The organism is uncultured Roseobacter sp. (genome assembly GCF_947493125.1).
Classification (GTDB): Bacteria; Pseudomonadota; Alphaproteobacteria; order Rhodobacterales; family Rhodobacteraceae; genus Roseobacter.
Genome location: NZ_CANLQB010000003.1, coordinates 421,475 through 445,648, shown reverse-complemented (window position 1 = coordinate 445,648; position 24,174 = coordinate 421,475). Strand labels below are relative to the sequence as shown.

Annotated in this window: 28 protein-coding genes; 19 read left to right on the top strand and 9 right to left on the bottom strand. The window is 63.5% G+C overall.

Translation table 11 applies throughout. The features are described from left to right. Positions 1 to 14: 14 nt before the first annotated feature. The 4 genes from Q1A71_RS08630 to Q1A71_RS08615 are packed head-to-tail and all read right to left on the bottom strand — an operon-like array spanning position 15 to position 2,688. Positions 15 to 1,049, bottom strand: coding sequence for a MaoC family dehydratase (locus Q1A71_RS08630; RefSeq protein WP_299674050.1), 1,035 nt, complete (start codon positions 1,047 to 1,049; stop codon positions 15 to 17). Continuing rightward, complete coding sequence (locus Q1A71_RS08625; protein WP_299674048.1) at positions 1,049 to 1,252, bottom strand: DUF1737 domain-containing protein; 204 nt, start codon at positions 1,250 to 1,252, stop codon at positions 1,049 to 1,051. The genes Q1A71_RS08630 and Q1A71_RS08625 overlap by 1 nt, the downstream gene beginning before the upstream one ends. Before the next feature lie 16 nt (positions 1,253 to 1,268). Continuing rightward, positions 1,269 to 1,826, bottom strand: coding sequence for an NnrU family protein (locus Q1A71_RS08620; protein WP_299674046.1), 558 nt, complete (start codon positions 1,824 to 1,826; stop codon positions 1,269 to 1,271). Positions 1,827 to 1,830: 4 nt separating this feature from the next. Beyond that, entirely contained in the window at positions 1,831 to 2,688 is an 858-nt protein-coding gene (locus Q1A71_RS08615; protein WP_299674335.1) for a CoA ester lyase, read from the bottom strand. 23 nt (positions 2,689 to 2,711) lie between these two features. On the opposite strand from Q1A71_RS08615, the gene Q1A71_RS08610 reads away from it, so the two are divergent. Both Q1A71_RS08610 and Q1A71_RS08605 read left to right on the top strand, forming a co-directional pair. Then, positions 2,712 to 2,981, top strand: coding sequence for a hypothetical protein (locus Q1A71_RS08610; RefSeq protein ID WP_299674044.1), 270 nt, complete (start codon positions 2,712 to 2,714; stop codon positions 2,979 to 2,981). Between the two features lie 39 nt (positions 2,982 to 3,020). Next, positions 3,021 to 3,353, top strand: a complete 333-nt coding sequence (locus Q1A71_RS08605) for a hypothetical protein (RefSeq protein ID WP_299674042.1) — start codon at positions 3,021 to 3,023, stop codon at positions 3,351 to 3,353. Between the two features lie 61 nt (positions 3,354 to 3,414). Here Q1A71_RS08605 and Q1A71_RS08600 read toward each other — a convergent pair whose 3' ends face one another. Continuing rightward, positions 3,415 to 4,170, bottom strand: a complete 756-nt coding sequence (locus Q1A71_RS08600) for a sulfite exporter TauE/SafE family protein (RefSeq protein WP_299674040.1) — start codon at positions 4,168 to 4,170, stop codon at positions 3,415 to 3,417. A 179-nt stretch (positions 4,171 to 4,349) separates the two neighbouring features. Between Q1A71_RS08600 and mdh the strand changes: the two genes are divergently transcribed. The 16 genes from mdh to lpdA all read left to right on the top strand — a co-directional run bounded on the left by mdh (position 4,350) and on the right by lpdA (position 20,159). Continuing rightward, entirely contained in the window at positions 4,350 to 5,312 is a 963-nt protein-coding gene (gene mdh / locus Q1A71_RS08595) for a malate dehydrogenase (RefSeq protein WP_299674038.1), read from the top strand. A gap of 690 nt (positions 5,313 to 6,002) precedes the next feature. Continuing rightward, complete coding sequence (gene sucC / locus Q1A71_RS08590; protein WP_299674036.1) at positions 6,003 to 7,196, top strand: ADP-forming succinate--CoA ligase subunit beta; 1,194 nt, start codon at positions 6,003 to 6,005, stop codon at positions 7,194 to 7,196. A 6-nt stretch (positions 7,197 to 7,202) separates the two neighbouring features. Continuing rightward, complete coding sequence (locus Q1A71_RS08585) at positions 7,203 to 7,745, top strand: hypothetical protein (RefSeq protein ID WP_299674034.1); 543 nt, start codon at positions 7,203 to 7,205, stop codon at positions 7,743 to 7,745. A 235-nt stretch (positions 7,746 to 7,980) separates the two neighbouring features. Continuing rightward, positions 7,981 to 8,475 carry a hypothetical protein gene (locus Q1A71_RS08580; protein ID WP_299674032.1) on the top strand — a complete coding sequence of 165 codons (495 nt, stop codon included), beginning with the start codon at positions 7,981 to 7,983 and terminating at the stop codon, positions 8,473 to 8,475. A gap of 8 nt (positions 8,476 to 8,483) precedes the next feature. Further along, entirely contained in the window at positions 8,484 to 8,990 is a 507-nt protein-coding gene (locus tag Q1A71_RS08575) for a hypothetical protein (protein ID WP_299674030.1), read from the top strand. After that, positions 8,987 to 9,469, top strand: coding sequence for a hypothetical protein (locus tag Q1A71_RS08570; RefSeq protein WP_299674028.1), 483 nt, complete (start codon positions 8,987 to 8,989; stop codon positions 9,467 to 9,469). The genes Q1A71_RS08575 and Q1A71_RS08570 overlap by 4 nt, the downstream gene beginning before the upstream one ends. A 3-nt stretch (positions 9,470 to 9,472) precedes the next feature. Next, entirely contained in the window at positions 9,473 to 10,285 is an 813-nt protein-coding gene (locus Q1A71_RS08565; protein ID WP_299674026.1) for a glycosyltransferase family 25 protein, read from the top strand. A 63-nt stretch (positions 10,286 to 10,348) separates the two neighbouring features. Continuing rightward, positions 10,349 to 11,236, top strand: coding sequence for a succinate--CoA ligase subunit alpha (gene sucD, locus Q1A71_RS08560; protein ID WP_299674024.1), 888 nt, complete (start codon positions 10,349 to 10,351; stop codon positions 11,234 to 11,236). Between the two features lie 274 nt (positions 11,237 to 11,510). Beyond that, a complete protein-coding gene (locus tag Q1A71_RS08555; protein ID WP_299674022.1) occupies positions 11,511 to 12,032 on the top strand; it encodes a hypothetical protein in 522 nt (173 codons plus the stop codon). After that, positions 12,029 to 14,986, top strand: coding sequence for a 2-oxoglutarate dehydrogenase E1 component (locus Q1A71_RS08550; protein ID WP_299674020.1), 2,958 nt, complete (start codon positions 12,029 to 12,031; stop codon positions 14,984 to 14,986). Before Q1A71_RS08555 ends, Q1A71_RS08550 begins: the two co-directional genes overlap by 4 nt. Before the next feature lie 20 nt (positions 14,987 to 15,006). Then, complete coding sequence (gene odhB / locus Q1A71_RS08545; protein WP_299674018.1) at positions 15,007 to 16,569, top strand: 2-oxoglutarate dehydrogenase complex dihydrolipoyllysine-residue succinyltransferase; 1,563 nt, start codon at positions 15,007 to 15,009, stop codon at positions 16,567 to 16,569. 1 nt (position 16,570) lies between these two features. Further along, positions 16,571 to 17,131, top strand: a complete 561-nt coding sequence (locus Q1A71_RS08540; protein WP_299674016.1) for a hypothetical protein — start codon at positions 16,571 to 16,573, stop codon at positions 17,129 to 17,131. A gap of 189 nt (positions 17,132 to 17,320) precedes the next feature. Next, positions 17,321 to 17,704 (top strand): MAPEG family protein, encoded by a 384-nt coding sequence (locus Q1A71_RS08535; protein ID WP_299674014.1) that lies wholly within the window; start codon positions 17,321 to 17,323, stop codon positions 17,702 to 17,704. A gap of 7 nt (positions 17,705 to 17,711) precedes the next feature. After that, positions 17,712 to 18,254: a hypothetical protein gene (locus Q1A71_RS08530; protein WP_299674012.1), complete on the top strand. Its 543-nt coding sequence runs from the start codon at positions 17,712 to 17,714 to the stop codon at positions 18,252 to 18,254. Next, on the top strand, positions 18,251 to 18,661 hold the full coding sequence (locus Q1A71_RS08525; RefSeq protein ID WP_299674010.1) for an MAPEG family protein: 411 nt from the start codon (positions 18,251 to 18,253) through the stop codon (positions 18,659 to 18,661). The genes Q1A71_RS08530 and Q1A71_RS08525 overlap by 4 nt, the downstream gene beginning before the upstream one ends. Before the next feature lie 109 nt (positions 18,662 to 18,770). Continuing rightward, the gene (gene lpdA / locus Q1A71_RS08520) at positions 18,771 to 20,159 is read left to right on the top strand and encodes a dihydrolipoyl dehydrogenase (protein ID WP_299674007.1); all 1,389 of its coding nucleotides are present in this window, start codon (positions 18,771 to 18,773) and stop codon (positions 20,157 to 20,159) included. Between the two features lie 86 nt (positions 20,160 to 20,245). On the opposite strand, the gene Q1A71_RS08515 is transcribed toward lpdA, so the two are convergent. From Q1A71_RS08515 to Q1A71_RS08500, 4 genes are read right to left on the bottom strand one after another with little or no spacing between them, the layout of a single operon-like run. Beyond that, a complete protein-coding gene (locus Q1A71_RS08515; RefSeq protein ID WP_299674005.1) occupies positions 20,246 to 20,863 on the bottom strand; it encodes a pyridoxamine 5'-phosphate oxidase family protein in 618 nt (205 codons plus the stop codon). After that, positions 20,838 to 21,578, bottom strand: coding sequence for a lysophospholipid acyltransferase family protein (locus tag Q1A71_RS08510; protein ID WP_299674003.1), 741 nt, complete (start codon positions 21,576 to 21,578; stop codon positions 20,838 to 20,840). The genes Q1A71_RS08515 and Q1A71_RS08510 overlap by 26 nt, the downstream gene beginning before the upstream one ends. Beyond that, positions 21,578 to 22,483 carry an FtsX-like permease family protein gene (locus tag Q1A71_RS08505; RefSeq protein ID WP_299674001.1) on the bottom strand — a complete coding sequence of 302 codons (906 nt, stop codon included), beginning with the start codon at positions 22,481 to 22,483 and terminating at the stop codon, positions 21,578 to 21,580. The genes Q1A71_RS08510 and Q1A71_RS08505 overlap by 1 nt, the downstream gene beginning before the upstream one ends. Then, entirely contained in the window at positions 22,480 to 23,157 is a 678-nt protein-coding gene (locus Q1A71_RS08500) for an ATP-binding cassette domain-containing protein (protein ID WP_299673999.1), read from the bottom strand. The genes Q1A71_RS08505 and Q1A71_RS08500 overlap by 4 nt, the downstream gene beginning before the upstream one ends. 155 nt (positions 23,158 to 23,312) lie before the next feature. Here Q1A71_RS08500 and Q1A71_RS08495 point away from each other — a divergent pair, with 155 nt between their 5' ends. Continuing rightward, on the top strand, positions 23,313 to 24,170 hold the full coding sequence (locus Q1A71_RS08495; RefSeq protein WP_299673997.1) for a zinc-ribbon domain-containing protein: 858 nt from the start codon (positions 23,313 to 23,315) through the stop codon (positions 24,168 to 24,170). Positions 24,171 to 24,174 lie beyond the last annotated feature (4 nt).

Below are 24,174 nucleotides of genomic sequence, written 5' to 3'. Positions count from 1 at the left end.
ATCGGACCTTTCGCTCAGACGGGCACCAGCGCCCAATAGTCGAGGTCGAGCAGGACCTCAGGCAGGTATTTGCCATCTTCGTCCTTGAGCCGGAAGGGGTCACCCCCCTTCGTCGCCACCAGCCGCAACCGCAGCGCGCCAACACCCGGCGCCCCGGTTTCAGCTTTGTCGAGCACCTCGGACCAGGCGCGGATCGTGTCGCCCGCAAGGCAGGGGTTGGCGTGGGCGCCACCGTTCAGCCCCACCACCATCTGCGCATTGGCAAGCCCGTTGAAGCTTAAGCTACGCGCCATGGAGATGACGTGGCCGCCGTAGATCAGACGGGAGCCATCCGGCCGGGCGGAGGTGTCGAAATGCACTTTCGCCGTGTTCTGCCAGAGCCGCGTGGCCATCATGTGTTCGGCCTCTTCGACCGTGACGCCGTCCACGTGGTCGATCTGCTCGCCCACCTCATAGTCCCCCAAGCGGTGCGGCTCGCCCGCCAGTGTGAAGTCGTAATTGGTGAAGTCGAGGCCCTGCGGGATCACCAGGTCTTCGGCGGCCACCGCCTTGGGCAGGTCAGGCGCCACCGTCTCGGGCGCAGGCGCCTCAGGGTCGCGTTTGCGCACCATGACCCAGCGGACATACTCCAGCACCGTCTCGTCATGCTGGTTCAGCCCGGTGGTGCGCACCCAGACCACACCGGTCTTGCCGTTGGAATTCTGTTTGAGACCGATCACCTCGGAGACCGACCGCAGCGTGTCGCCCGGCCAGACCGGATTGATCCAGCGGCCCTGCGCATAGCCGAGGTTGGCCACGGCATTCAGCGAGACATCGGGAACTGTCTTGCCGAAGACCACATGGAAGGCGACCATATCGTCGAGCGGCGAGAACGGCAGCCCGCAGCTCTGCGCGAACTGGTCCGAAGAATAAAGCGCATGGCGCGCGGGATAGAGCATGTGGTAAAGCGCGCGCTCCCCCATCTTGACCGTGCGCGGCACGGCATGGCGGATCATCTGCCCGACCGTATAGTCCTCGAAGAACCGGCCCGCGTTGGTCTTCACCGCCATCAGTGGTCTCCCAGCTTTGTCTCGGGCGTGTAGGTGCCGGGGGCCTCCTTCGTCACCGTCTGCCCGCAGCGCATCACACCCGCCGCGTGGTCCCAGGTCTGCGTCGGGCTGCCATGAAGCGCCCAGCCGTTATTGAGCGCAGCGGTCACCTTGTGGCAGAAGGCCGAGGTGTCCTCTTCGGACAGGAAGCGGTAGAGTTTCATTCAAGGTCTCCGAGGGTCAGACGGGGAAGGGCCAGACACCCAGCCAATTGTGGATGGCCGCAACGAGGCCAAAGAGCACCAGGCTGATGACGGCGAGCCGCACATAGGTAGCGGCACCTGCGGGCTCGGGCGGGGTCCAGTCAGGCTCCGCCCTGTTGATTAAGATCACCTCGCCCACGGCCCAACCCAGCAGCCCGCCAAAGAGCAGGATCGAGGCCAGATCGCCATTCACCAGCAGATGCGCAGTCGCCCAGATCTTGAACCCGGTCAGCTGCGGGTGGCGGATCTTATAGGCGGGCCAGGCCTTCGCCGTCTTGGCTGCACTGGAGCCATAGACCCAGAAGGCCAGCAGCATCAGCGTGTTGTTCACATGCACCATGAAGCTGGGCGGCTGCCAGATGTAGATGAACTCCGCCCCGCGATAGCCGATGATCATCAGCACCAGCCCGGCGACGACCCCCACGGCCACGAGCCCCTTGCCCGGGTCTCCCAGCGCTGCACGACGCTCGGGCGCAAGACGCTTGAAATAGTGAACGAGGGTCCAGAGGATCAGTCCGGCGAGGATCAGGGCCATTGGCTTACTCCGCGGTAAGAGCTGCTATCGCATCCATCTTTGCCAGTGTTTCGCGGGCGGTTGCAACATGCAGGTTTTCGACGATCCGCCCATCGACCACGGCAACCGCCTGCCCCGCCGCAATCGCCTCGTCATATGCGGCGATCTGCCGCCGGGCCAGGTCGACCTCTTCCTCGGTCGGCGAGAACGCCTCATTGGCGATCTCCAGCTGTGCCGGATGGATCAGCGTCTTGCCATCAAACCCCATGTCGCGGCCCTGTGCGCATTCGGCGGCGAGGCCCTCGGCATCCTTGAAGGCATTGAAGACACCATCGACAATGGCGACCCCATGCGCCTTGGCCGCGAGCAGGCACAGGCCGAGCCCTGTCATCAGCGGCAGGCGGTCGGCGCGAAAGCGCGTGCCCATGTCCTTGGCGAGATCATTGGTGCCCATGACCATGCCCTGGCACAGCGCATGCGCGGCGATCTCGGCGGCGTTCAGCATGCCCTGCGGTGTCTCCATCATGGCCCAAAGCGGGGTTTCTCCGGTGATCTCGGCCAGCGCATCGAGCTGCCCGGGGCCGTCCACCTTGGGCAGCAGAACCGCATCCGCGCCCATCTCGGCGGCAGCTTCGGCATCCTCCGCGCCCCATTGCGTGTCGAGCCCGTTGATCCGCACAATTTTTAGGCGCTCGCCGTAGCCCCCCGCCGCCAGGGCGTCCCCCAGCGTGAGGCGTGCAGCGGGTTTTTCATCCGGGGCGACCGCGTCCTCGAGATCGAAGATAACCGCATCTGTCGGTAATGTCCGGGCTTTCTCCAACGCGCGGGGGCGCGACCCCGGAATATAGAGAACGGAGCGCAACGGGCGCTGGAACTGTGGCATCGATTTCAATCCGGCTCATCGGTATGATCACAAAATTGCGCGGAATGGGGCATTTTCTGAAACAAACTGCAAGGGAAATTGTGCCGCAATGCAGCAAATTTCGAATTATCTACATCCCCGGACGCCGGATTAACCATTACTTCAAATCTCCAGCCGATGGTGTTGGCGTCGAATATCCGGGACACTACCGCGTCGGCTCGGCCGCTGATCGCACCCCCTCCGGGATAGGATCGATGCATAACTTGAACCGGGGCCGCCCGGTCATCACCGGTAAAACCGGTTGGGCCAGATGACAGCGGGTGCCGCCTTTTGAATTGAAGGCAGACACGAGTATGAAACGCACGACCAAAATCCTGCATTTGGGGGCGCTCAGCGCGGCAGCCGCTCTCTACATTGCTTCCACCACCGATGCAGCGGCGCAAAATGCCCGCAACTGCGCACCCCGCGACGCCGTGATTGACCGGCTTGCCGAAGGGTATGGCGAATCCCGCCAGTCCATGGGCTTGGGCGCCAACAACGCGGTGGTCGAGGTCTTCGCCTCGGATGAAACCGGCACCTGGACCATCACGGTCACGACCCCCAATGGTCTCACCTGCCTGGTTGCGTCAGGCCAGTCTTACGAGACATTGGCAGAAGCGCTGCCCGCCAAAGGCAACGACGCTTGAGCGATACGAGGTGGGCCAGCGGCCCGCCTGATATCCCGCCCGGCCCCGAGGCCGGATCGGGTCATGTCAGACCATCCCAGATCAGCTTGAGCCCCGTCAGGCTCAGCAATACGTAAGTCAGCGCGAAGAAAAGTCTCTCGGGGACCAGCCGGTGCGCGCGCACGCCCAGCCACGCGCCGAGCAGCGCGAAAGGGGCGAGCGCGAGATTGGCGAGACCGGTCTGCAGCGTGAACATCCCCAGAAAGGCGTAGGGGATGAACTTCGCGATATTCACCACCCAGAACACCAGAACGGTTGTCGCCTGATACTGCGTCTTGGTGAGCGGCTTTGACAGCAAATAGACCGCGGCGGGTGGCCCGCCTGCATGGCTGACAAAGCTCGTGAACCCGGCGAAGAGACCGGCCAGCACCCCGGCCCATCGGGGCAGTTGCCGCTTCGTCCGCACCGCCGACCGGCGCGCGAAGAAAAGCTGCCACACCACGAAGGCCACGGAAATCACCCCGATCAGCACCCGAAACACATCCGGCTCGGCAACGGTATACAGTGCCGCCCCCAGAGCCACGCCGGGCAACCCGCCCAGGATCAGCAACAGCGCCCCCTCTCCGTCCCATTTGCGCCAATAGGGTCCGAGGGTCGCCACGTCGATCAGCATCAGCAGCGGCAGCATCACACCCAGCGCCAAACCCGGCTCGACCACAAGCGCCAGCACGCTGGCCGACGCGAAGGCCGCGCCCGAGCCAAACCCGCCTTTCGAGATGCCCGCGAAGATCACCGCGGGACCAGCGATCAGAAAGAACATCCAATCAAGCATGAGCATCGCGTGGCCTTTCCCGCTGCTGCACAGGGTGCGCCCTGTCCGCGGGCCTCTGCCGCGCGATTCGGCCTGCCCAGATCACGACACCGCGCGCCCGAACACAACCGCCCGAGCAAACTTGCGCAATCTCGCGTTAATGGGTAGCAGGGGCCCAACTTCAACCCAATGCGGAGCATATTTCCATGGCAAGACCCAAAATCGCGCTGATCGGCGCCGGTCAAATCGGCGGCACGCTCGCTCATCTGGCGGCGCTGAAGGAGTTGGGCGACGTTGTCCTGTTCGACATCGCCGAGGGCACGCCCGAGGGCAAGGCGCTCGACATCGCGGAGAGCGGCCCGTCGGGCAAGTTCGACGCGGCTCTGTCCGGCACGCAGTCCTACGAGGATATCGCGGGCGCCGATGTCTGCATCGTCACTGCCGGTGTGCCGCGCAAGCCGGGTATGAGCCGCGACGACCTGCTGGGCATCAACCTCAAGGTCATGAAATCCGTGGGCGAAGGCATCCGCGACCACGCGCCCGACGCCTTTGTCATCTGCATCACCAACCCGCTCGACGCGATGGTCTGGGCCCTGCGCGAATTCTCCGGCCTGCCGCATGAGAAGGTCTGCGGCATGGCGGGCGTGCTCGATTCCGCGCGCTTCCGGCACTTCCTTGCCACCGAATTCGACGTGTCGATGAAGGACGTCACTGCCTTCGTTCTGGGCGGGCACGGCGACACGATGGTGCCGCTGGTGCGCTATTCCACCGTCGCCGGCATCCCCCTGCCCGATCTCGTCAAGATGGGTTGGACCACGCAGGAGAAACTCGACGCGATCGTGCAGCGCACCCGCGATGGCGGCGCCGAGATCGTCGGCCTGTTGAAAACCGGCTCGGCCTTCTATGCACCCGCAACCTCGGCCATTGAGATGGCGGAAAGTTATCTGAAGGATCAGAAGCGCGTACTGCCCTGCGCGGCCTATGTGGATGGCGCCTATGGGCTGAAAGGCTTTTACGTCGGTGTTCCCACGGTGATCGGCGCGGGCGGTATCGAGCGGATCGTGGAGATTTCCATGGACAAGGACGAGCAGGCCATGTTCGACAACTCGGTCAGTGCGGTGAAAGGTCTGGTCGAGGCGTGCAAGGGTATCGACAACACGCTGGCGTGAGCCGCCGGCACGACACGGACGAGGCGGGCCATCGTGCCCGCCTTTTTTTGTGCCGGAACCAAGCGCTGACCCTGCAATGCGGCCCAAAGAGTTGCCCGTCAGGCGCGAGACAGGCATGCCTTTCAGCACCCGGCACGCAGGCGTTCGGGGAATGACCTTCAGCCCGGACTGAGACGCGCTCCCAACCGGACAGGCGCCGGGCGGAGATGAGTATGTGCCGAGAGCCCTGCCGGTGGACGATTCGTGGTCAGCCTTGCCATGTCCGGCGTCGGAGGCGATGTCTGTCGAACACGAGCTGCCGCCAGCGATAGGGCGCGGCCAGCCCGCCGGCTCTCTAGACGGCCGCGTCACGAGGTGGAGGCAGAACCGCGCCGGCGCGATCATCACGCATGGCCCGTCTCGCGCTGAAGCCGCCGCGCTGAGGCACCCCTTATCAGGGACAGGACGATACATTGGGTCGTGTCACCGCATGGCGTTTGCTATCCAAGCCCCTACCCCGCGCGAATCCCTTGCTTTATATGAAAATTGTGAAGCTGATGGCTTTTGTGATCACACTCAGAAATGCCGTGATCACAAAATGTCGATTTCCTGTGCGCAGGCCCCGCTTCCGGCCAAAACGGGTTCCCTCCCGGCAAGTTCACGTCTTATATCGGCGACAATGATCCGATCCATCAACACGGGACCTTTTTCATGAACATCCACGAATATCAGGCAAAAGCATTGTTGCGCAGCTATGGCGCGCCGGTCTCCGATGGTCGGGTGGTGCTGCGCGCCGAGGAGGCCAAGACGGCTGCGGGCGCGCTCGATGGTCCGATGTGGGTGGTCAAGGCGCAGATCCACGCCGGTGGTCGCGGCAAGGGGTCCTTCAAGGAGGCCGACGCGGGCGAGAAAGGCGGCGTGCGTCTGACCAAATCCGTGGAAGAGGCTGCCGAGGAAGCCAAGAAGATGCTGGGCCGCACGCTCGTCACGCATCAGACCGGCCCGATCGGCAAGCAGGTCAACCGGATCTACATCGAAGATGGCTCGGGCATTGAAACCGAGATGTACCTCGCGCTGCTTGTGGACCGGCAGACCTCCCGTGTCAGCTTTGTCTGCTCCACCGAAGGTGGCATGGACATCGAGGAGGTGGCCGCCGCCACACCTGACAAGATCCTCAGCTTCTCCGTCGATCCCGCGACCGGATATCAGGCCTTCCATGGCCGCCGCATCGCCTTTGCGCTGGGGCTGGAGGGCAAGCAGATCAAGCAATGCGTCGGCCTGATGAGCCTTCTCTACAAGGCGTTCATGGAAAAAGACATGGAGATGCTCGAGATCAACCCGCTGATCGTCACCGACAGCGGGGATCTGAAGGTACTCGACGCCAAGGTCAGCTTCGACGGCAACGCGATCTACCGCCACCCTGACATCGCCGAGTTGCGTGACACAACTGAAGAAGACGCCAAGGAGCTGGAGGCGTCTAAATACGATCTCAACTACATCGCGCTCGATGGCGAGATCGGCTGCATGGTGAACGGCGCGGGCCTTGCGATGGCGACCATGGACATCATCAAGCTCTATGGCGCGGAGCCTGCAAACTTCCTCGACGTAGGCGGCGGTGCCACCAAGGAAAAGGTCACCGAAGCCTTCAAGATCATCACCTCGGATCCGAACGTGAAGGGCATCCTGGTGAACATCTTCGGCGGCATCATGCGCTGTGACGTGATCGCCGAGGGCGTGGTCGCCGCGGTGAAGGAGGTCGGCCTCAAGGTTCCGCTCGTGGTCCGGCTCGAAGGCACCAACGTGCAGCAGGGCAAGGACATCATCAACAATTCGGATGTGGATGTGATCGCCGCCGACGACCTCAAGGACGGCGCGCAGAAAATCGTGAAAGCGGTCAAGGGCTGAGCAGCCATGCGCGTGACCTTCCCACTGGTCCTGGCGGGGCTCCTCGGCCTCGCCGCCTGCGGGCCAAGCGAGCAGCAGATTGCCGCCGCAACATTCTCCGTCGCCGAAACCACCACGCCCGTCGATGTGTTCTCCGAGACCTGTCTACGGACCTTGCCGAACTTTGACGGCTACGAAGCGGCGGTCACGCGTCGGGGTTTTCGACTTGCGACACGCGAGAGCGTTGGCACCATCTACAGGGCACCGGGCGACAAACCCCTGACGTCCGTGCGCGCGTCGGAGCGGTTCAAAGAGGCATGCGGGGCTGCTTTCCTGGGCTCAGCGGACACGGCCGCCGTGGGGTCGCAGTTCTTGGCCGAGGCGGTACGTCGAACGGGCGGGCAGCCCAGAGAGAAACTGCCAAGCTCCTTTTTCCAGTACGCCTACCATCTGAGGAACGGCAGCGTGATGACACATGACGTCCGCCGTAGTGCCGGCCAGACGCGGCATATCGTTTTGATTTCCCCACCCGTCCCGAAGGAAGATATCGCTGAGTTGATCTACAACTGAACCGATTTCTAAGCAGCTTATGTGCGACATGAAAACCACGGCCGGACTTCGAGGCATCGCTTCTGCGGTAGGGCGAGCCATGAGCCAGTGGACCGTGAAACGTGCCCCACCGGACAGCGGGGGGTGTCGGCAGCTCCGCCCCCGAGCCGCGGCTGGTGGCCGCTCGACGTTATCGCGGCCTCAGCATAGGTGCCATCTGCCGACCCGCCCTTGTGGGCTAGCGCGCCCCGTTGCCGTGTCAGCCGCGCTTGCCGTCGCGACCCCAGCGCTGCCCCAGAGCTTCGAGGAGGCGGTCTGGGCCAACACCGGGCTGGCGCTGCAATACTGTCTTATCGACGGCGCTGCAGGTGCGACGCGCGCGGCCTGGTTCCGGCAGGCGGGCTTCACCGAAACGGTCCAGCGGAGCAGCGTGAATTCGGACACCACCCATATCTTCACCGCGCCGGCCGAGACGGTGGAGGTGGAGCTCTACTACGGCGAGATGCCTCAGCACTGCATCGTCACGACGCAGCATATGGGCGTGACCCAAGGCAGCGCTCTTCTCGATGGCCTGGTGCCGCAGATCTTCCCCGGCTTCGCCCGCCGCGTGATCGCCGGAACCGGCGCGACATGTGTGACCTATGAAGACCCCGCCAATCCCATTGGCCTCGCCATCGGCGTTGGCTCCGCGACCGATCAGGGCTGTGCGGAGAACGGCACCGCGGTCTTCTACAGCACGTATCGGGTGTGATGCGCGGCGTGGGGCTCATATCCGCGTGTCTGGCGCTGGCGGCCTGCTCCGCAGAAGGCGTCTCGCCGGACACCGCCGAGCTGCGCAACATGTGGCGCGGCAATCTGGTGCCGAAATCGAGCCCGGCGCTGATGGTCCGCGCCTTCGACCGGTTCTGCACGGACGGCCCGCGGGACGACGCCACCCTGCGCGCGGCGGGCTATGTCCCCCTGCCCCGGCGCACGGCTGGCGCAAGGGCCTATGTGATCGACGACAGCCGCCCGGCGGTTGCTGTCTCCGAGACCATGTGCCTGGTGCAAGCGGAATCGCGGACCGGCCAGACCACGCGCTTTCAGAACTACGTCGCCGCGACCTATCCGGGCGCCCGGGCCATCGACCCCGCGCCGCTGGGCCAAAATATCGAGCAGGCCTGGTCCGTTCCCACCAGCCCGCCTGCCATCATCGCGACGGAACGCACCGTGAGCGTCGGCTGGTATCGCTATGCGCTCATCCTGTTTCAGCCAGGGGCGACATGATCCGGGCGGCGCTCATATCGCTGGCGCTTGCGGGTTCTGCCGGTGCGAGCCCGGTGGCGGAGAGTGCCATCGCCAGCTTCACCACGCTCTGCTTCACCGCCGGACAGACGGCAGAGGAGGTGCGGACCAACATGCAGGCGCGGGACGGCGCCCCGCTGCCCTATACGCTGATCTTCTGGGACACGACACTCGCGCCCGCGCCGGGCATGCCCGAGGCCATCGAACGGCGTTGCGAAGTAGCCTTCGACGGCGATCATACCCAGGCCGCCATTGCCGCGCTGCGCGAGAAGATGGAAACACCGCCGGTCTTCGGCAGCGCCACCGAGCTGCCCGCCACCCATGCGGAGGAGCCCGGCACCGCCTTCATCGAAGGTCGCGAGCTGCTCGGCGGGCGCGTCGCCGTGGTGCATGTGGGCACCCGCGCAGGCCAGACCTTCATGGCCGTCGACCGGCTGCCCGCAGACTGGGAGGCGCTCTGAGCCATGGCCCCGCGTCTTCATATCGAGATGATCAACCTCGCCCGCGCGTCAGAGCGCCGCGCGCGGATGCAGGCCGAGCTGGCGCAGGCCGGTGTGGAGGCAGAGTTCCACCCAGCGTTTGATATGAAAGAGCACCCGCGCGAGGAGATGCTGCGCCACTGCCGGCCTGACGGGCCCTGGGGCCTCTTTCACGACAGCAATATGGCGATCACGATCAGCCACGCGCAGGTGTGGGAGCGGTTCCTCGCCTCCGATGCCGAGCTGTGCCTGGTGATGGAGGACGACATCTTCATCGCGCCCGAGCTGGGCCAGTGGCTAGAGGATCTCAGCTGGTGGCCGGCGGATGCGGATATGGTCAAGCTCGAGCGCTGGCGCGCGCGCAGCCTCAAGGTGCTTCTGGGTGCGGAGGGCGAAGGCTATCGCGGGCGGCGGATCACGCGGCTGTTGTCGCGCCACGTGGGCGCGGCAGGCTACATCCTGACCCGCGATGCCGCCCTGCGCTTTCTGGCCGAGCGACCCTTCGACATCACCATCGACAACCTTCTGTTCAACTTCAATGCCTCGCCCGTCGCGCGCGCCATGCGCGTCTATCAGGTGCAGCCCGCGCTCATTGAGCAGGGCAACGAGCCCGAGGGCGTGGCCCTGCAGACCGCCACCCGCTTCCGGCCCAAGGGCCTCGCCCTGGTGCGCCAGAAGCTCAAGCGCGCCTATTATGAGCTGGCCTACCCGTTGCCCACGCTGTTGAGCGCCCTCACCGGGCGCGCCAGACTGCATCAGATCACCTTTCTCGCCCAACCTGCGGAGGCCAAGCAATGAGCCGCCGCACCCCAACGCCCGCCGACCTCGGCGCCAGAAATCTGTAAGTCAAAAGGACACACCATGGCCGTACTCATCGACGAAACCACCAAAGTCATCTGTCAGGGTCTGACCGGATCGCAGGGCACATTCCACACCGAGCAGGCCATCGCCTATGGCACCCAGATGGTGGGCGGCGTCACCCCCGGCAAAGGCGGCCAGACCCACCTGGATCTGCCGGTCTTCAACTCGGTGCATGAAGCCAAGGCCAAGACAGAAGCCAATGCGTCGGTGGTCTATGTGCCGCCGCCCTTCGCCGCGGATTCGATCCTCGAGGCCATCGATGCCGAAATGGAGCTGATCGTCTGCATCACCGAAGGAATCCCTGTGCTCGACATGATGAAGGTGCAGCGCGCGCTGGAAGGGTCTTCGTCGCGGCTGGTGGGCCCGAACTGCCCCGGGGTGATCACGCCCGACGCCTGCAAGATCGGCATCATGCCCGGCCACATCCACAAGCGCGGCTCCTGCGGCGTGGTCTCGCGCTCAGGCACGCTGACCTACGAGGCGGTCAAGCAGACGACCGATCTGGGCTACGGCCAGTCGACCGCGGTGGGCATCGGCGGCGACCCGATCAAGGGCACCGAGCACATCGACGTGCTGGAGATGTTCCTCGCCGATGACGAGACGCAAAGCATTATCATGATTGGTGAAATCGGCGGCAGCGCCGAGGAAGACGCGGCACAGTTCCTGGCAGATGAGAAGAAAAAGGGCCGCTGGAAGCCCACGGCGGGTTTCATCGCAGGCCGCACAGCCCCTCCGGGCCGCCGCATGGGCCACGCGGGCGCGATCGTCGCGGGTGGCAAGGGCGGTGCTGAGGACAAGATCGAAGCCATGCGCGCCGCCGGGATCGTGGTGGCCGACAGCCCCGCAACGCTGGGCGAAGCGGTGAAAGAGGCGATTGAGAAGGGGTGAGGACCGATCCGAGCATAAGCGAGGCAAACGTGCCACTGGCACGTTTGAGGTCCGAACGGGCGGAGCCCCGGAAAGGCGACGGGTCGAGCACGCGCAATTCAGTCCTGCCATTCACTCGCTCGCGGTCTGAGCGAGCGAAGCCTCAGCCCGCAACCAAAGGATGCACCGACGCGCTGAGGGCAGCGCCCGACCCTAGGGTGGGCGAGAAGCGCCCTCCCTGGGGGGAGGGTCGGGCGCTGCCCGGCGATGCCCGTCGGGCGGGAGGTCCCGCAAGATGACCACCATTCAGGAAGACGCACGGCAATTGCTTGTTGATCTCTTTTCAAGACGCGGGCGATTGCCTGCGGAAAGATTTAGGGCAGCTTATCGTGCCAGCCTAGCAATGATGATCATAATCAACGCGCTTTCGTTACTTGCTTCAGGCGCTCTTTCACTAATTGCAGGCTTCTTTGGCGTGGCCCTAGCCTTTTTTGTCGTTGCCAACGTGGCAGCTAAAAGGCACCGCGACACTCGTCCCTTGCACGTCCCGCCGATCTATCCGTTCCGTATTTTCTCGTCTAATCCGTTTGCCAATCAAAATGGCCGGAGTGGTCTATGCGCCATTGGACTGTTTTTTATGGCGATGTCGCTACTCCATTTGATCCATCTTGAACACAACAAGATGGCCTTACAGTTCCCTGCCGCGACTTTTTTTATCGGCAGTGCGGCCACCTTCGCAGCGCGATATCTCTGGGTGGCTCCATCATATCCCGGCCCCAACACATACGGTCCCAACCCACATGAGGTAATCCCATGACCGAACACACCCCCAACGACCAGTTCCATGCCTCCTCCTTCATGCAGGGGCACAACGCCGAATACCTCGAACAGATGTACGCGCGATACGCCAGTGACCCCAATGCGGTCGATGACGCCTGGCGGGCCTTCTTCAAGGCGATGGGGGATGATGAGGTCTCGGTCAAGAAAGAGGCCACTGGCCCCTCCTGGGCGCGCACCGACTGGCCGCCGCAGCCGGGCGATGATCTGACCGCAGCACTCACCGGTGAGTGGGCGCCGGAGGCCGAGGTAAAGGGCGCGGGCGACAAGATCAAGGCTAAGGCGGCAGCAGCTGGCATCGAGGTGACCGACGACCAGATCAAGCGCGCCGTGCTCGACAGTATCCGCGCGCTGATGATCATCCGCGCCTACCGGATCCGGGGGCATCTGGTGGCCGATCTCGACCCGCTGGGGATGCGCGAAAACACACCGCATCCGGAGCTTGACCCGCGCTCCTACGGCTTCACCGAGGCCGATATGGACCGGCCCATCTTCATCGACAACGTGCTGGGGCTGGAGACCGCCTCGATGCGCGAGATCCTCAGCATCGTGCAGCGCACCTATTGCGGCACCTTCGCGCTGCAATACATGCACATCTCCAACCCCGAAGAGGCGGGCTGGCTGAAGGAGCGCATCGAGGGCTTCGGCAAGGAGGTGTCCTTCACCCGCGAAGGGCGCAAGGCGATCCTGGCCAAGCTGGTCGAGGCCGAGGGTTTCGAAAAATTCCTGCACGTGAAATACATGGGCACCAAGCGCTTCGGCCTCGACGGCGGCGAAAGCCTGGTGCCCGCAATGGAGCAGATCATCAAGCGCGGCGGTGCTCTGGGCGTCCGCGACATCGTGATCGGGATGCCGCACCGAGGCCGTCTATCGGTGCTGGCCAATGTGATGGCCAAACCCTACAAGGCGATTTTCAACGAGTTTCAGGGCGGCAGCTTCAAGCCAGAAGACGTCGACGGTTCCGGCGATGTGAAGTACCACCTCGGCGCGTCCTCAGACCGCGAGTTTGACGGCAACACCGTGCACCTGAGCCTGACCGCCAACCCCAGCCACCTCGAAGCGGTGAACCCCGTTGTGCTCGGCAAGGCGCGCGCCAAGCAGGACCAGAACAACGACCCCGACCGCACCTCCTGCATTCCGATCCTGCTGCACGGCGATGCGGCCTTTGCAGGCCAGGGTGTCGTGGCGGAATGCTTCGCGCTCTCGGGTCTGCGCGGTCACAAGACCGGTGGCACGATCCATCTGGTGGTGAACAACCAGATCGGCTTTACCACCGCGCCGCATTTCAGCCGCTCCTCCCCCTACCCCACCGACAACGCGCTGGTGGTGGAGGCCCCGATCTTCCACGTGAACGGCGATGACCCGGAAGCCGTGGTGCACGCGGCCAAAGTCGCCACGGAATTCCGCCAGAAGTTCCGCAAGGACGTGGTGATCGACATCTTCTGCTATCGCCGCTTCGGGCACAACGAAGGCGACGAGCCGATGTTCACCAACCCGATCATGTACAAGAAGATCAAGAGCCATAAGACCACGCTCAGCCTCTATACCGAGCGGCTGGTCAAGGACGGGCTGATCCCCGAAGGCGAGATCGAGGACATGAAAGCCGCCTTCCAGGCCTATCTGAGCGAAGAGTTCGAGGCGGGCAAGGAGTATCGCCCGAACAAGGCCGACTGGCTCGATGGCAAGTGGTCCCACCTCGACAAACAGAAGACCCAGTATCAACGCGGGCGCACCGCGATCTCCAAGGGCCTGCTGGCGGAAGTGGGCGCGGCGCTGAGCGCGGTGCCCGAGGACTATCCGCTGCACAAGACGGTCGGACGCCTGCTCGAGGCGAAGAAGGAGATGTTCGAAAACGGCGCCGGTATCGATTGGGCCACAGCGGAGGCGCTGGCCTTCGGCTCGCTGCTGACCGAAGGGTATCCGGTGCGGCTCGCGGGGCAGGATTCGACCCGCGGCACCTTTTCGCAGCGGCACTCGGGGCTGGTGAACCAGGACACCGAGGAACGCTTCTATCCGCTCAACAACATCAAGCCCGGTCAGGCGCATTACGAGGTCATCGACTCGATGCTCTCGGAATATGCGGTGCTTGGCTTCGAATATGGCTACTCCATGGCCGAGCCCAATGCGCTGACGCTCTGGGAGGCGCAGTTCGGCGACTTTGCCAACGGGGCGCAGATCATGTTCGACCAGTTCATCTCGTCGGGTGAAAGCAAATGGCTGCGCATGTCGGGTCTTGTGTGCCTGCTGCCCCATGGGTTCGAGGGCCAGGGGCCCGAGCACTCCTCTGCAAGGCTGGAGCGGTTCCTGCAGATGTGCGGGCAGGACAACTGGATCGTGGCGAACTGCACGACGCCCGCGAACTATTTCCACATCCTGCGGCGGCAGATCCACCGCAGCTTCCGCAAGCCGCTCATCCTGATGACGCCGAAGTCGCTCTTGCGCCACAAGCTCGCGGTCAGCACGGCGAAGGAATTCACCACCGGGTCGAGCTTCCACCGGCTGATGTGGGACGATGCGCAGGAGGGCAACTCCGAGACTACGCTTGTCGAAGACAAGAAGATCAAGCGCGTGGTGATGTGCTCCGGCAAGGTCTACTACGACCTGCTGGAAGAACGCGACGCCCGCGGGATCGACGACATCTACCTCTTGCGGGTCGAGCAGTTCTACCCCTTCCCCGCCCAATCCGCGGTCAAGGAGCTGGAGCGGTTCAAGCAGGCGGAGGTGGTCTGGTGTCAGGAAGAGCCCAAGAACCAGGGCGCCTGGACCTTCATCGAGCCCAACATCGAATGGGTGCTGGGCCGCATCAAGGCCAAGCACACGCGCCCACGCTACGTCGGGCGCGCGACGTCCGCCAGCCCCGCAACCGGGCTCGCCAGCCAGCACAAGGCACAACAAGCAGCGCTCGTCGATGATGCGCTGACACTCAAGAAATAAGCGTCGAAGGGAATACTGAAATGACCACCGAAGTTCGCGTCCCCACGCTGGGCGAATCCGTCACCGAAGCCACTGTGGCCACCTGGTTCAAGAAGCCCGGTGACACGGTCGCCGTGGATGAAATGCTCTGCGAGCTGGAAACCGACAAGGTCACCGTCGAAGTGCCCAGCCCGGTCGCCGGAACGCTGGATGAGATCGTCGCGGGCGAAGGGGAGACGGTGGGGGTCGATGCCCTGCTGGCCAATATCTCCGAGGGCGACGCAGGCTCGAAAGCGGCACCGAAAGGCAAGGAAGCTGCAAAGGACGAAGAAGCGCCCTCCTCCGCGGCGCGTACGGCCTCGGGCGATGGCGGAGGCGAAACCATCGACGTCATGGTGCCGACGCTGGGCGAAAGCGTGACCGAAGCCACCGTGAGCACCTGGTTCAAGGCGGTGGGCGACAGCGTGGCCGCAGACGAGATGCTCTGCGAGCTGGAGACCGACAAGGTCAGCGTCGAGGTGCCTGCGCCCGCCGCAGGCACGCTCTCCGAGATCCTCGCGCCCGAGGGCACGACGGTGGATGCCAGCGCCAAGCTTGCCGTGATGACGCAAGGTGAGGGCGCGGCGCCTGCCGCCACCGAGCCGGCCGCCCCTGCGGGCGACACGCAGTACAGCACCCCCGCTGCGGGCAAGGATGCCAGCATGGGCAAGGACGTGGAGGATGCGCCGTCGGCCAAGAAGGCCATGGCCGAAGCCGGGATCGACCGCGATCAGGTTACCGGCTCGGGACGCGACGGGCGCGTGATGAAAGAGGATGTGCAGGCCGCCATCGCCGCCGCAGAGTCGGCCCCAGCGCCTGCGGCGACTGCGCCCGCCCCGCGTGCCCCTGTGGCCGCCGATGACGCGGCGCGCGAGGAACGGGTGAAAATGACCCGTCTGCGCCAGACCATCGCCAAGCGCCTGAAGGACAGCCAGAACACCGCGGCCATGCTCACCACCTACAACGAGGTGGACATGACCGAGGTCATGGCCCTGCGCAATGAGTACAAGGACCTGTTCCTGAAGAAGCACGGCGTCAAGCTGGGCTTCATGTCCTTCTTCACCAAGGCCTGCTGCCACGCGCTGAAAGAGGTGCCGGAGGTCAACGCCGAGATCGACGGGACGGATATCGTTTACAAGAACTTCGTTCATATGGGTATCGCGGCGGGCACGCCGACGGGCCTCGTGGTGCCGGTCATTCGCGACGCGGACGCGATGAGCTTCCATGCCATCGAACAGGCCATCGCCGAAAAAGGCGCCCGCGCGCGGGACGGCAAGCTCAGCATGGCCGAGATGCAGGGCGGCACCTTCACGATCTCCAACGGCGGTGTCTACGGCTCGCTCATGTCCTCACCGATCCTGAACCCGCCGCAATCGGGCATCCTGGGCATGCACAAGATCCAGGACCGCCCGATGGCGATTGGCGGCGAGGTGAAGATCCGCCCGATGATGTATCTGGCGCTGTCTTATGATCACCGCATCGTCGACGGCAAGGGCGCGGTGACCTTCCTGGTGCGAGTGAAAGAGGCGCTGGAGGATCCGCGGCGGCTACTGATGGATTTGTGAAATGGTTGGATCTTACAGAACACTCAAAAAACAATACGACGACTTTCCGGAGGCCACGAGGAATTATCTTAGAAAATTAGATATGCTGCTAGCTGACGGTAAGAACTTAGATGCCGCGCTAGCATACATTTTCATGAAGCTGGAAGAAGGGCATCACAAGGCGCTAAAATGCGGCTTGGTTAGAATTCATGATTGCAACTCCGCGAAGGTTGACGAAGCACTCAGGAAACAACACTTCACCCGGGCATACTTCCGAACGGTCTATAAGAACGTTTTTGGAGAGGCTATTCCCTCAGAAATAACCGAAATTATCTCGATCGCAGAGAAGACACGGGACGGTCTGATCCACGGGAAAGATGTCAAGGAGCTCGAGTTGCGGAAGGCAATTTCTTTGGCGTTGTCTTATGTGTTTGAGGTCGGACAGCTTGTTGAAAAGAAAACGGGGAAAAATCCATACGGGGATCTTCGTGGGTTGGCAGGCAGAAAGGCTCCCCTCAAAAAAACGACTTCATACTGGGTAATGAAAGGCATTGGCTTGTACTCCCAAGACGATGGCGACTAGCGCAGGAAAAGAGGCCATCGCCTGACCGCCGGGTGGAAGCGAAGCGCCCGCCCGAGGGGGGCGGTCGGGCGCTGGCCGGGCCGCAAGCGCCCCGGCTGGGGCAATTCACCTCGGATCTGAGCTGTTGATTGAAACCGTACCTGCCTCAAACATGGAGTGCGGCAGACGTCTGAGAGGAAGAAACCGAAAATGACCGAAATCCAAATCCTCGCCCTCTACGGCCTTCTGGTGATCCTGACCCTGATCCTGCAGGCCACGGGCGGGCTGACGCAGCTCGGCATGGGTTACCTGCTGGGCTCCCGCGATGAGGGGCGCACCGTCTCCGGCATCGCCGGGCGGCTGGAGCGCGCGCTCAACAACTCCGTCACCGCCATGGTGCTCTTTGCCCCTGCGGTCCTGCTGATCAGCATCACTGAGAGCAGCACCAACGAAACCCTGCTCGCCGCGCAGGCCTTCCTGATCGCGCGGATTGTCTACCTGCCGTCCTATGCCTTCGGCATCGTCGGGCTGCGCAGCCTCGCCTGGACGGTGGGCATCGTGGCGACCGTCGCGCTCTACCTGCTGGCGCTCTAGGCCACGGATGCTGACCGCCACGCTCCGCAATCGCTGCATCGCGGCCCGCCGTGCCTTCCGGCGCCCGGGCTATCACAGCTATGCGGATGTGGGGCTCGAAGGCGACTACATCAGCCCCTATCAGCTGAGCTGTGGCAGCCCGACAGGGCCGGTGTTGATCAGCTACAACTGGCTCGACGCGCCGACGGCCAAGCTGCACCACGAGACGCTGGCCCGGCTGGGCTATCTGCCGCAGATGGTGTTCAACCGGGTGCTTGATCTTGCGCTTGCCCTCGCCGGGCGGACGCGGGACGCGATCTATTTGACTCATGCCTTTCATTTGCTGCCCGCGCAGCGGTCGGCGACGGTTCCGGTGGCGGATGTGGAGGCCAGCTTTGAGGCTATCACCCGACATGAGATTGCGGGCCGCCCGGTGGTGGCCCTAGGACGCGTCGCGACAGCGGCCTGCGCGCGGTTCGGCATTCCTCACCGCGCCGTGGCCCATCCCAGCGCCCGCGGCCTCCCGGTCCGCACCAAAGCGACACAGATAGCGGAGGCATTGGGCGCATGACGGTTGAGCTCACTGTCCTCGCGCTCGCCGCCCTTCTGCAAGGGGTGCAATTCGGTTTGATGGCCGTCCCCGCCAACATCGAGCTTGCGCCGGGTGAAACACTCAGCCCCCGCGACAGGAACAAACTCGGCGGGGATCTCGTTGACAAACTGTCGCCGCGCACGGCGCGCCTGTACCGCGCGCTGAACAATCACTTCGAGGCGCTCATCCTCTTCACCATCGCGGTGGTCGTGGTGGCACTGGGCGAGCAGTCCTCAGGCGTCACCCGGACCTGCGCCTGGGTCTACCTCGTGGCCCGCGTTCTCTATGTTCCCGCCTATGCCTTTGGCTGGGTGCCCTGGCGCTCGCTGATCTGGTTTGTGGGCTTCGGCGCAACCCTCCTGATGCTGCTTGCAGCTTTGGTCTAAGCGGGGCAACTATGGCGAGAGATACTGGCAAAAAACCGACGTGGGCACCGACGCAATACCGACGTGATACCGACGTTATACCGACGTTCCAATTTGAAGGATCTGACCCATGGCTAACTACGACGTGATCATCATCGGCTCCGGCCCCGGCGGCTATGTCTGCGCCATCCGATGCGCGCAGCTGGGGCTGAAGGTGGCCTGCGTCGAGGGGCGCGAGACGCTGGGTGGCACCTGCCTGAACGTGGGTTGTATCCCGTCGAAAGCGCTGCTGCATGCGAGCCATATGCTGCATGAGGCCGAGCATAATTTTGCTGAGATGGGCCTCAAGGGCAAAAGCCCGTCGGTCGACTGGAAGCAGATGCTGGCTTACAAGGAAAAGACCATCGGCCAGAACACCAGCGGCATCGAATTTCTGTTCAAAAAGAACAAGGTGGACTGGCTGAAAGGTTGGGGATCGATCCCCGAAGCCGGGAAGGTGAAGGTGGGCGATGAGGTTCATGAGACCAAAAATATCATCATCGCCTCCGGGTCGGAGCCCGCGTCGCTGCCGGGGGTCGAGGTCGACGAGAAGGTGGTGGTGACTTCCACCGGTGCGCTGGAACTGGGCAAGGTGCCGAAGAAGCTGGTGGTGATCGGCGCAGGCGTGATCGGGTTGGAGCTGGGCTCGGTCTATGCGCGGCTGGGCTCCGAGGTGACGGTCGTGGAATTCCTCGACGTCATCACGCCGGGCATGGATGCGGAGATCCAGAAAGCCTTCCAGAGAACGCTGAAAAAACAAGGGCTTGAATTCATCATGGGCGCCGCGGTTCAGAAGACCGAAGCGACCAAGACGAAGGCCAAGGTCCACTACAAGCTGCGCAAGGATGACAGTGAGCATGTGCTCGACGCAGATGTCGTTCTGGTGGCGACGGGTCGCAAACCCTACACCGAAGGTCTGGGGCTGGACGCGCTCGGCCTGAAGATGACCGAGCGTGGGCAGATCGCGGTGAACGGCAAATGGGAGACCAGCGTGCCCGGGATCTACGCGATCGGAGACGTGATTGAAGGGCCGATGCTGGCGCATAAGGCGGAAGACGAAGGTATGGCTGCCGCCGAGCAGGTGGCCGGGAAACATGGCCATGTGAACTATGGCGTGATCCCAGGCGTGATCTATACCCACCCGGAAGTGGCCAATGTGGGCGCGACCGAAGAGATGCTGAAAGATCAAGAGCATAGCTACAAGGTCGGCAAGTTCAGCTTCATGGGCAACGGGCGGGCGAAGGCGAATTTCGCCGCAGATGGCTTTGTGAAGATCCTCGCCGACAAGGAGACAGACCGCATTCTGGGCGCGCATATCATGGGGCCTGCGGCGGGCGATCTCATTCACGAGATCTGCGTAGCGATGGAGTTCGGCGCCTCGGCAGAGGATCTCGCGATGACCTGTCACGCGCATCCGACCTATTCCGAAGCCGTGCGCGAGGCGGCATTGGCCTGCGGTGACGGCCCGATCCATATGTGAGTGACGCGGTGGCCTGAAAGCCCACCGCACCTGCCTGTCCTGACGTTCGTGTTGGCAGGTAGGGTGGGCTTTCAGGCCACCCGTGCTTACCACATCGTCTTGGCCGCCCGCGCGCCCCAAGCGGCATCGTAGCTCTCGCCGCCCTCCTCGCCTTCGGACACCTCTGCAAGGATTTGACCAACCGTCGGGACATCGGCATTTTCGCAGGTCGGATCCCACAGTCCGGCGCGCAGCATCGCGCGGGCGCATTGCGTGTAGATCTCGGACATCTCGATGACAATCACGGTAGCGGGCAACAGCGTCTTCTTCGCGAAGCGTTGACGCAGATCGGCATCTGCCGTCAGCCAGGCCACGCCGTTCACCCGCACGACATTGTTGGACCCAGGCACGAAAAACATCAGTGACACGCGTCCGTCGGTGACGATATTCCGCAGCGAATCCAGCCGGTTGTTCCCTCGCCAATCGGGCATGGCCAGCGTGCCGGGATCGAGCTCCAGCACAACCGGACCGTCTTCGCCACGCGGGCTGCCATCCGTGCCCTCCTCTCCGACGGTGCTGAGCACGCAGAAGCGCGACGCCATGATCCACTTGCGATACAATGGGGTCATCCGGCGCGCCACCTTGCGCAGCGCTGGCGCCCCCGGCACGCCATAAAGCGCCTCAAGCGCCGTCAGACTGTCAATCGCCTGGTCTTTGTTCGTCATAGTCAAAACCCGCTTCTGCCATCAAGGAATCCGAGCTCAGCTCGACCGCGGCCTCGAGCTGCGTCATGAACGCATCCCGATCCAGCCCTGGCGGAATGGCCGGCAGGAACTCCACCACCGCCACCCCCGGTTTGCGCAACAGGCCGCGTTTCGGCCAGAGCACGCCCACATTGGTCGCAACCGGCACGCACGGCTGATCGAGTTGCTCGTAGAGCACAGCCGTGCCGATCTTGTACGGCAGCTTTGCACCTGGCGCGACGCGAGTGCCCTGCGAGTAGATGATCAGCTGCCCGGGCTCGGCGCGCCCGGCGTTGACATCCGCGACCATCCTTTCAATGGCGGCACCGCGCTTGCCCCGATCCACCGGGACACACCCGAGTTTGCGGGCGTATTGTCCAATGATCGGCGTCATCAGGATTTCCTTTTTCATGATGAACTTCGCCGCCGGCAGAGCCGTGAAGATCATCATGATATCGAGGAAAGACTGGTGCTTCGCCGCAATCAGGGCCTCGCCCTGCGGCACCGTCCCCCGCACCTCACAGCGCAGACCGACCATCCAGCGCGCTGTCCAGAAGACGTAGCGTGAATAGGATTTGCAGGCCGCAAAGGCGCCACGGCGACTGAAGAGCGCCCAGGGCGCGAAGACAAGACCGAAAACCGGCATGGCCACATACATCTGGACGATGAAGAACACGGAGCGAGTGTACTGCAGCATCAGGCAAGCCTTTTCAACGTTCGGCCCGCCGCGGCACGTGTCGCGACGAAGGCCACCGCCGCGCAGAGCAGCGGGATCAGGAAAGGCAGGAACCAGTGCCAGCCTTGGAAACTCAGGCCGGTCAGAAACCCGGCGGTGTCCGACGCATCGGGCAGAAAGGCCACGACAGCCATCGCAACAACGGAACCAACCAGCGCGCCGCCGAAGGCCCGCAGCGTGAACCGGCGAATGAAGGCCTGCGCGATATAGCGGTCTGTCGCACCCACCAGACGCAAAACGGCGATCACCTGCGCGTTGGCTGCGAGGGCTGCATGAGCGGCAAGGGTCACCATGGCCGCAACACTTGCTCCAAGAAGCACGGCCGACAGCCAGCCCAGCAAGCGCAGCCGGTTGGCCGCATCAACGAGCGGCGCGCGCCAGCGGCTGTGATCATCGAGGATCGCTCCGGGAACCTCGGCGGCCAGTCGCAGGCGCAGACCGGCGGCGTCAAAGCCACTGTCTTCCTCAATGACTTCAATCAATTGCGGGACAGGCAAGGTCTGAAGATCGAGTTCGGCTCCGAACCACGGCGCCAGCAACGCCTGCTGTTCCGAGGCGCTGAGGGCGCGCGCAAATGCGACACCGGCTGTTGTTTCCAGAATGCCCAAGGCCGCCTCTGTCTGCGCCGCACGCTGATCGAGTGGTGCCACGATCCGGATTGTGGACGACTGGGCCAGCTCATCGCCCCAACGTGTCGCCAGCCGCCCCGCCGCAAGCGACAGGGCCATGGCGAAAACCGCCAGGAACGCCATCGCTGCGGCAGCAAAAACGGTAAGCTGAGCGGTGAACCCGGAGCGGGGAACCACCCGATCCGCCTGCCGGTCGCCCAGCACAAAGCGTTTGACGTCGGCCCGCACCAGCTTCACAGATCCGCTCCGGCAAGTTGGACCTGCCGATTGGCGATCCGCAGCACACGCGCCTGCACTTGGCTCTTGGCGGCGCGGATCAGGCTGAGATCATGTGTTGCGATCAGCACCGTCTTGCCCATCTTGTTGAGTTCGACCAGCAGGCGCAGCAGGCGCTGGGACATCTCCCAATCGACATTCCCGGTGGGCTCATCTGCGAGCACGACATCGGGCGACATGATGACGGCCCGCGCCAGTGCGGCACGCTGACGCTCACCACCAGAAAGCTCCGGCGGAAGCGCCTCTGCCCGGTGGGTCAACCCGACCCAGGCCATCAGCTCTGTCAGATCCTCCTGCGCCGCCTTGCTTTGACGTCCGGAGACCCTGAGCGGCAATGCGATATTCTCCGTCACGCTGAGATGATCGAGAAAACTGCAGTCCTGATGAACCACGCCCATCCGGCGCCGCAGTACAGCGATGTCGTCCCGCGCCAACCCGGCGACGTCGTCCCCGAAGAGCGTGACCTCGCCCGAAGTCGGCTGCAGCGCACCGTAGCAGAGTTTCAGAAGTGTGGTCTTTCCGGCACCGGACGGTCCGGTGAGAAAGTAAAACGAGCCGGGCGCCAATTGCAGCGAGATGTCCGACAGTAATGCGCCGCCACCATAGCTGTAGGCGACATTGTTGAGCTCGATCACGCTGCCCCCCTTTTTGTGGCGCTTTTGTGCCTCAACGCTGGCCCGGTTTCAATGCACGACATGGCGGGTCAGCGCGCAGTTAACGCTTTTCGCACGACAATGATGTCAATATGGTGCGGGGAAAAATATGGGGTAGTTATGAAGCAGGACCCGCCATGCGCCTGATCTGTCCGAATTGTGGCGCGCAATACGAAGTGCCCGACGATGTCATGCCCCCCGACGGCCGGGAGGTACAGTGCTCGAATTGCGAACAGACCTGGTTCCAGGCCCACCCGGACGCCGAGACGGCGCCGGAGGACGACGTGGATGTGTCTGCTGATCGCACCGCAACCTCCGACCCCGATGCGAAGACGGCGCCGGACAGGAAAAAGACATCACAACCTGACCCCGAGAGCGACTCAGAGGAGGACGCGGACGAGGCGCCCAACCCTCTACCGCGCCGACCGCTTGATCAGGCTGTCATCGACGTGCTTCGCGAAGAGGCGGAACTGGAGAAACAGGCCCGCCAAAACGAAGCGACGGGCGGCGCAGTGGAGAGCCAGCCCGACCTCGGACTGGACGAGAGTGGCGGAAGCGATGAGGCGCGCCGCCGCGCCCATGAGAGCCGCGACCGCATGGCCCGGATGCGGGGCGAGGATCCTTCGGGTCCGGTGACGGAGACCACCGCGGTTTCGGACTCGCGGCGTGACATGCTTCCCGACATTGCCGAGATCAACTCGACCCTGCGGTCGAACAGCGATCGCTCACCCACCGAAGATCCGGGGCAAACCGCACAAGTCGAAGCGCGCGAGCGTCGCAGCTTTGGGCGTGGTTTTTTGGTGATGGTGGTGCTGGTCGCCCTGCTTTCGCTCGCCTACGCCTTTGCACCGCAGATCGCCGAAGCGGTGCCGCAGGTGGACCCATGGCTCAGCACCTATGTCGGCATGATCGACCAGTGGCGCGTGTGGCTGGATGGCCAGGTTCAGAGCCTTCTCGCCTGGTTCGACCCGGCCGCGGACAGCAGCGCCCAGTGAGCCT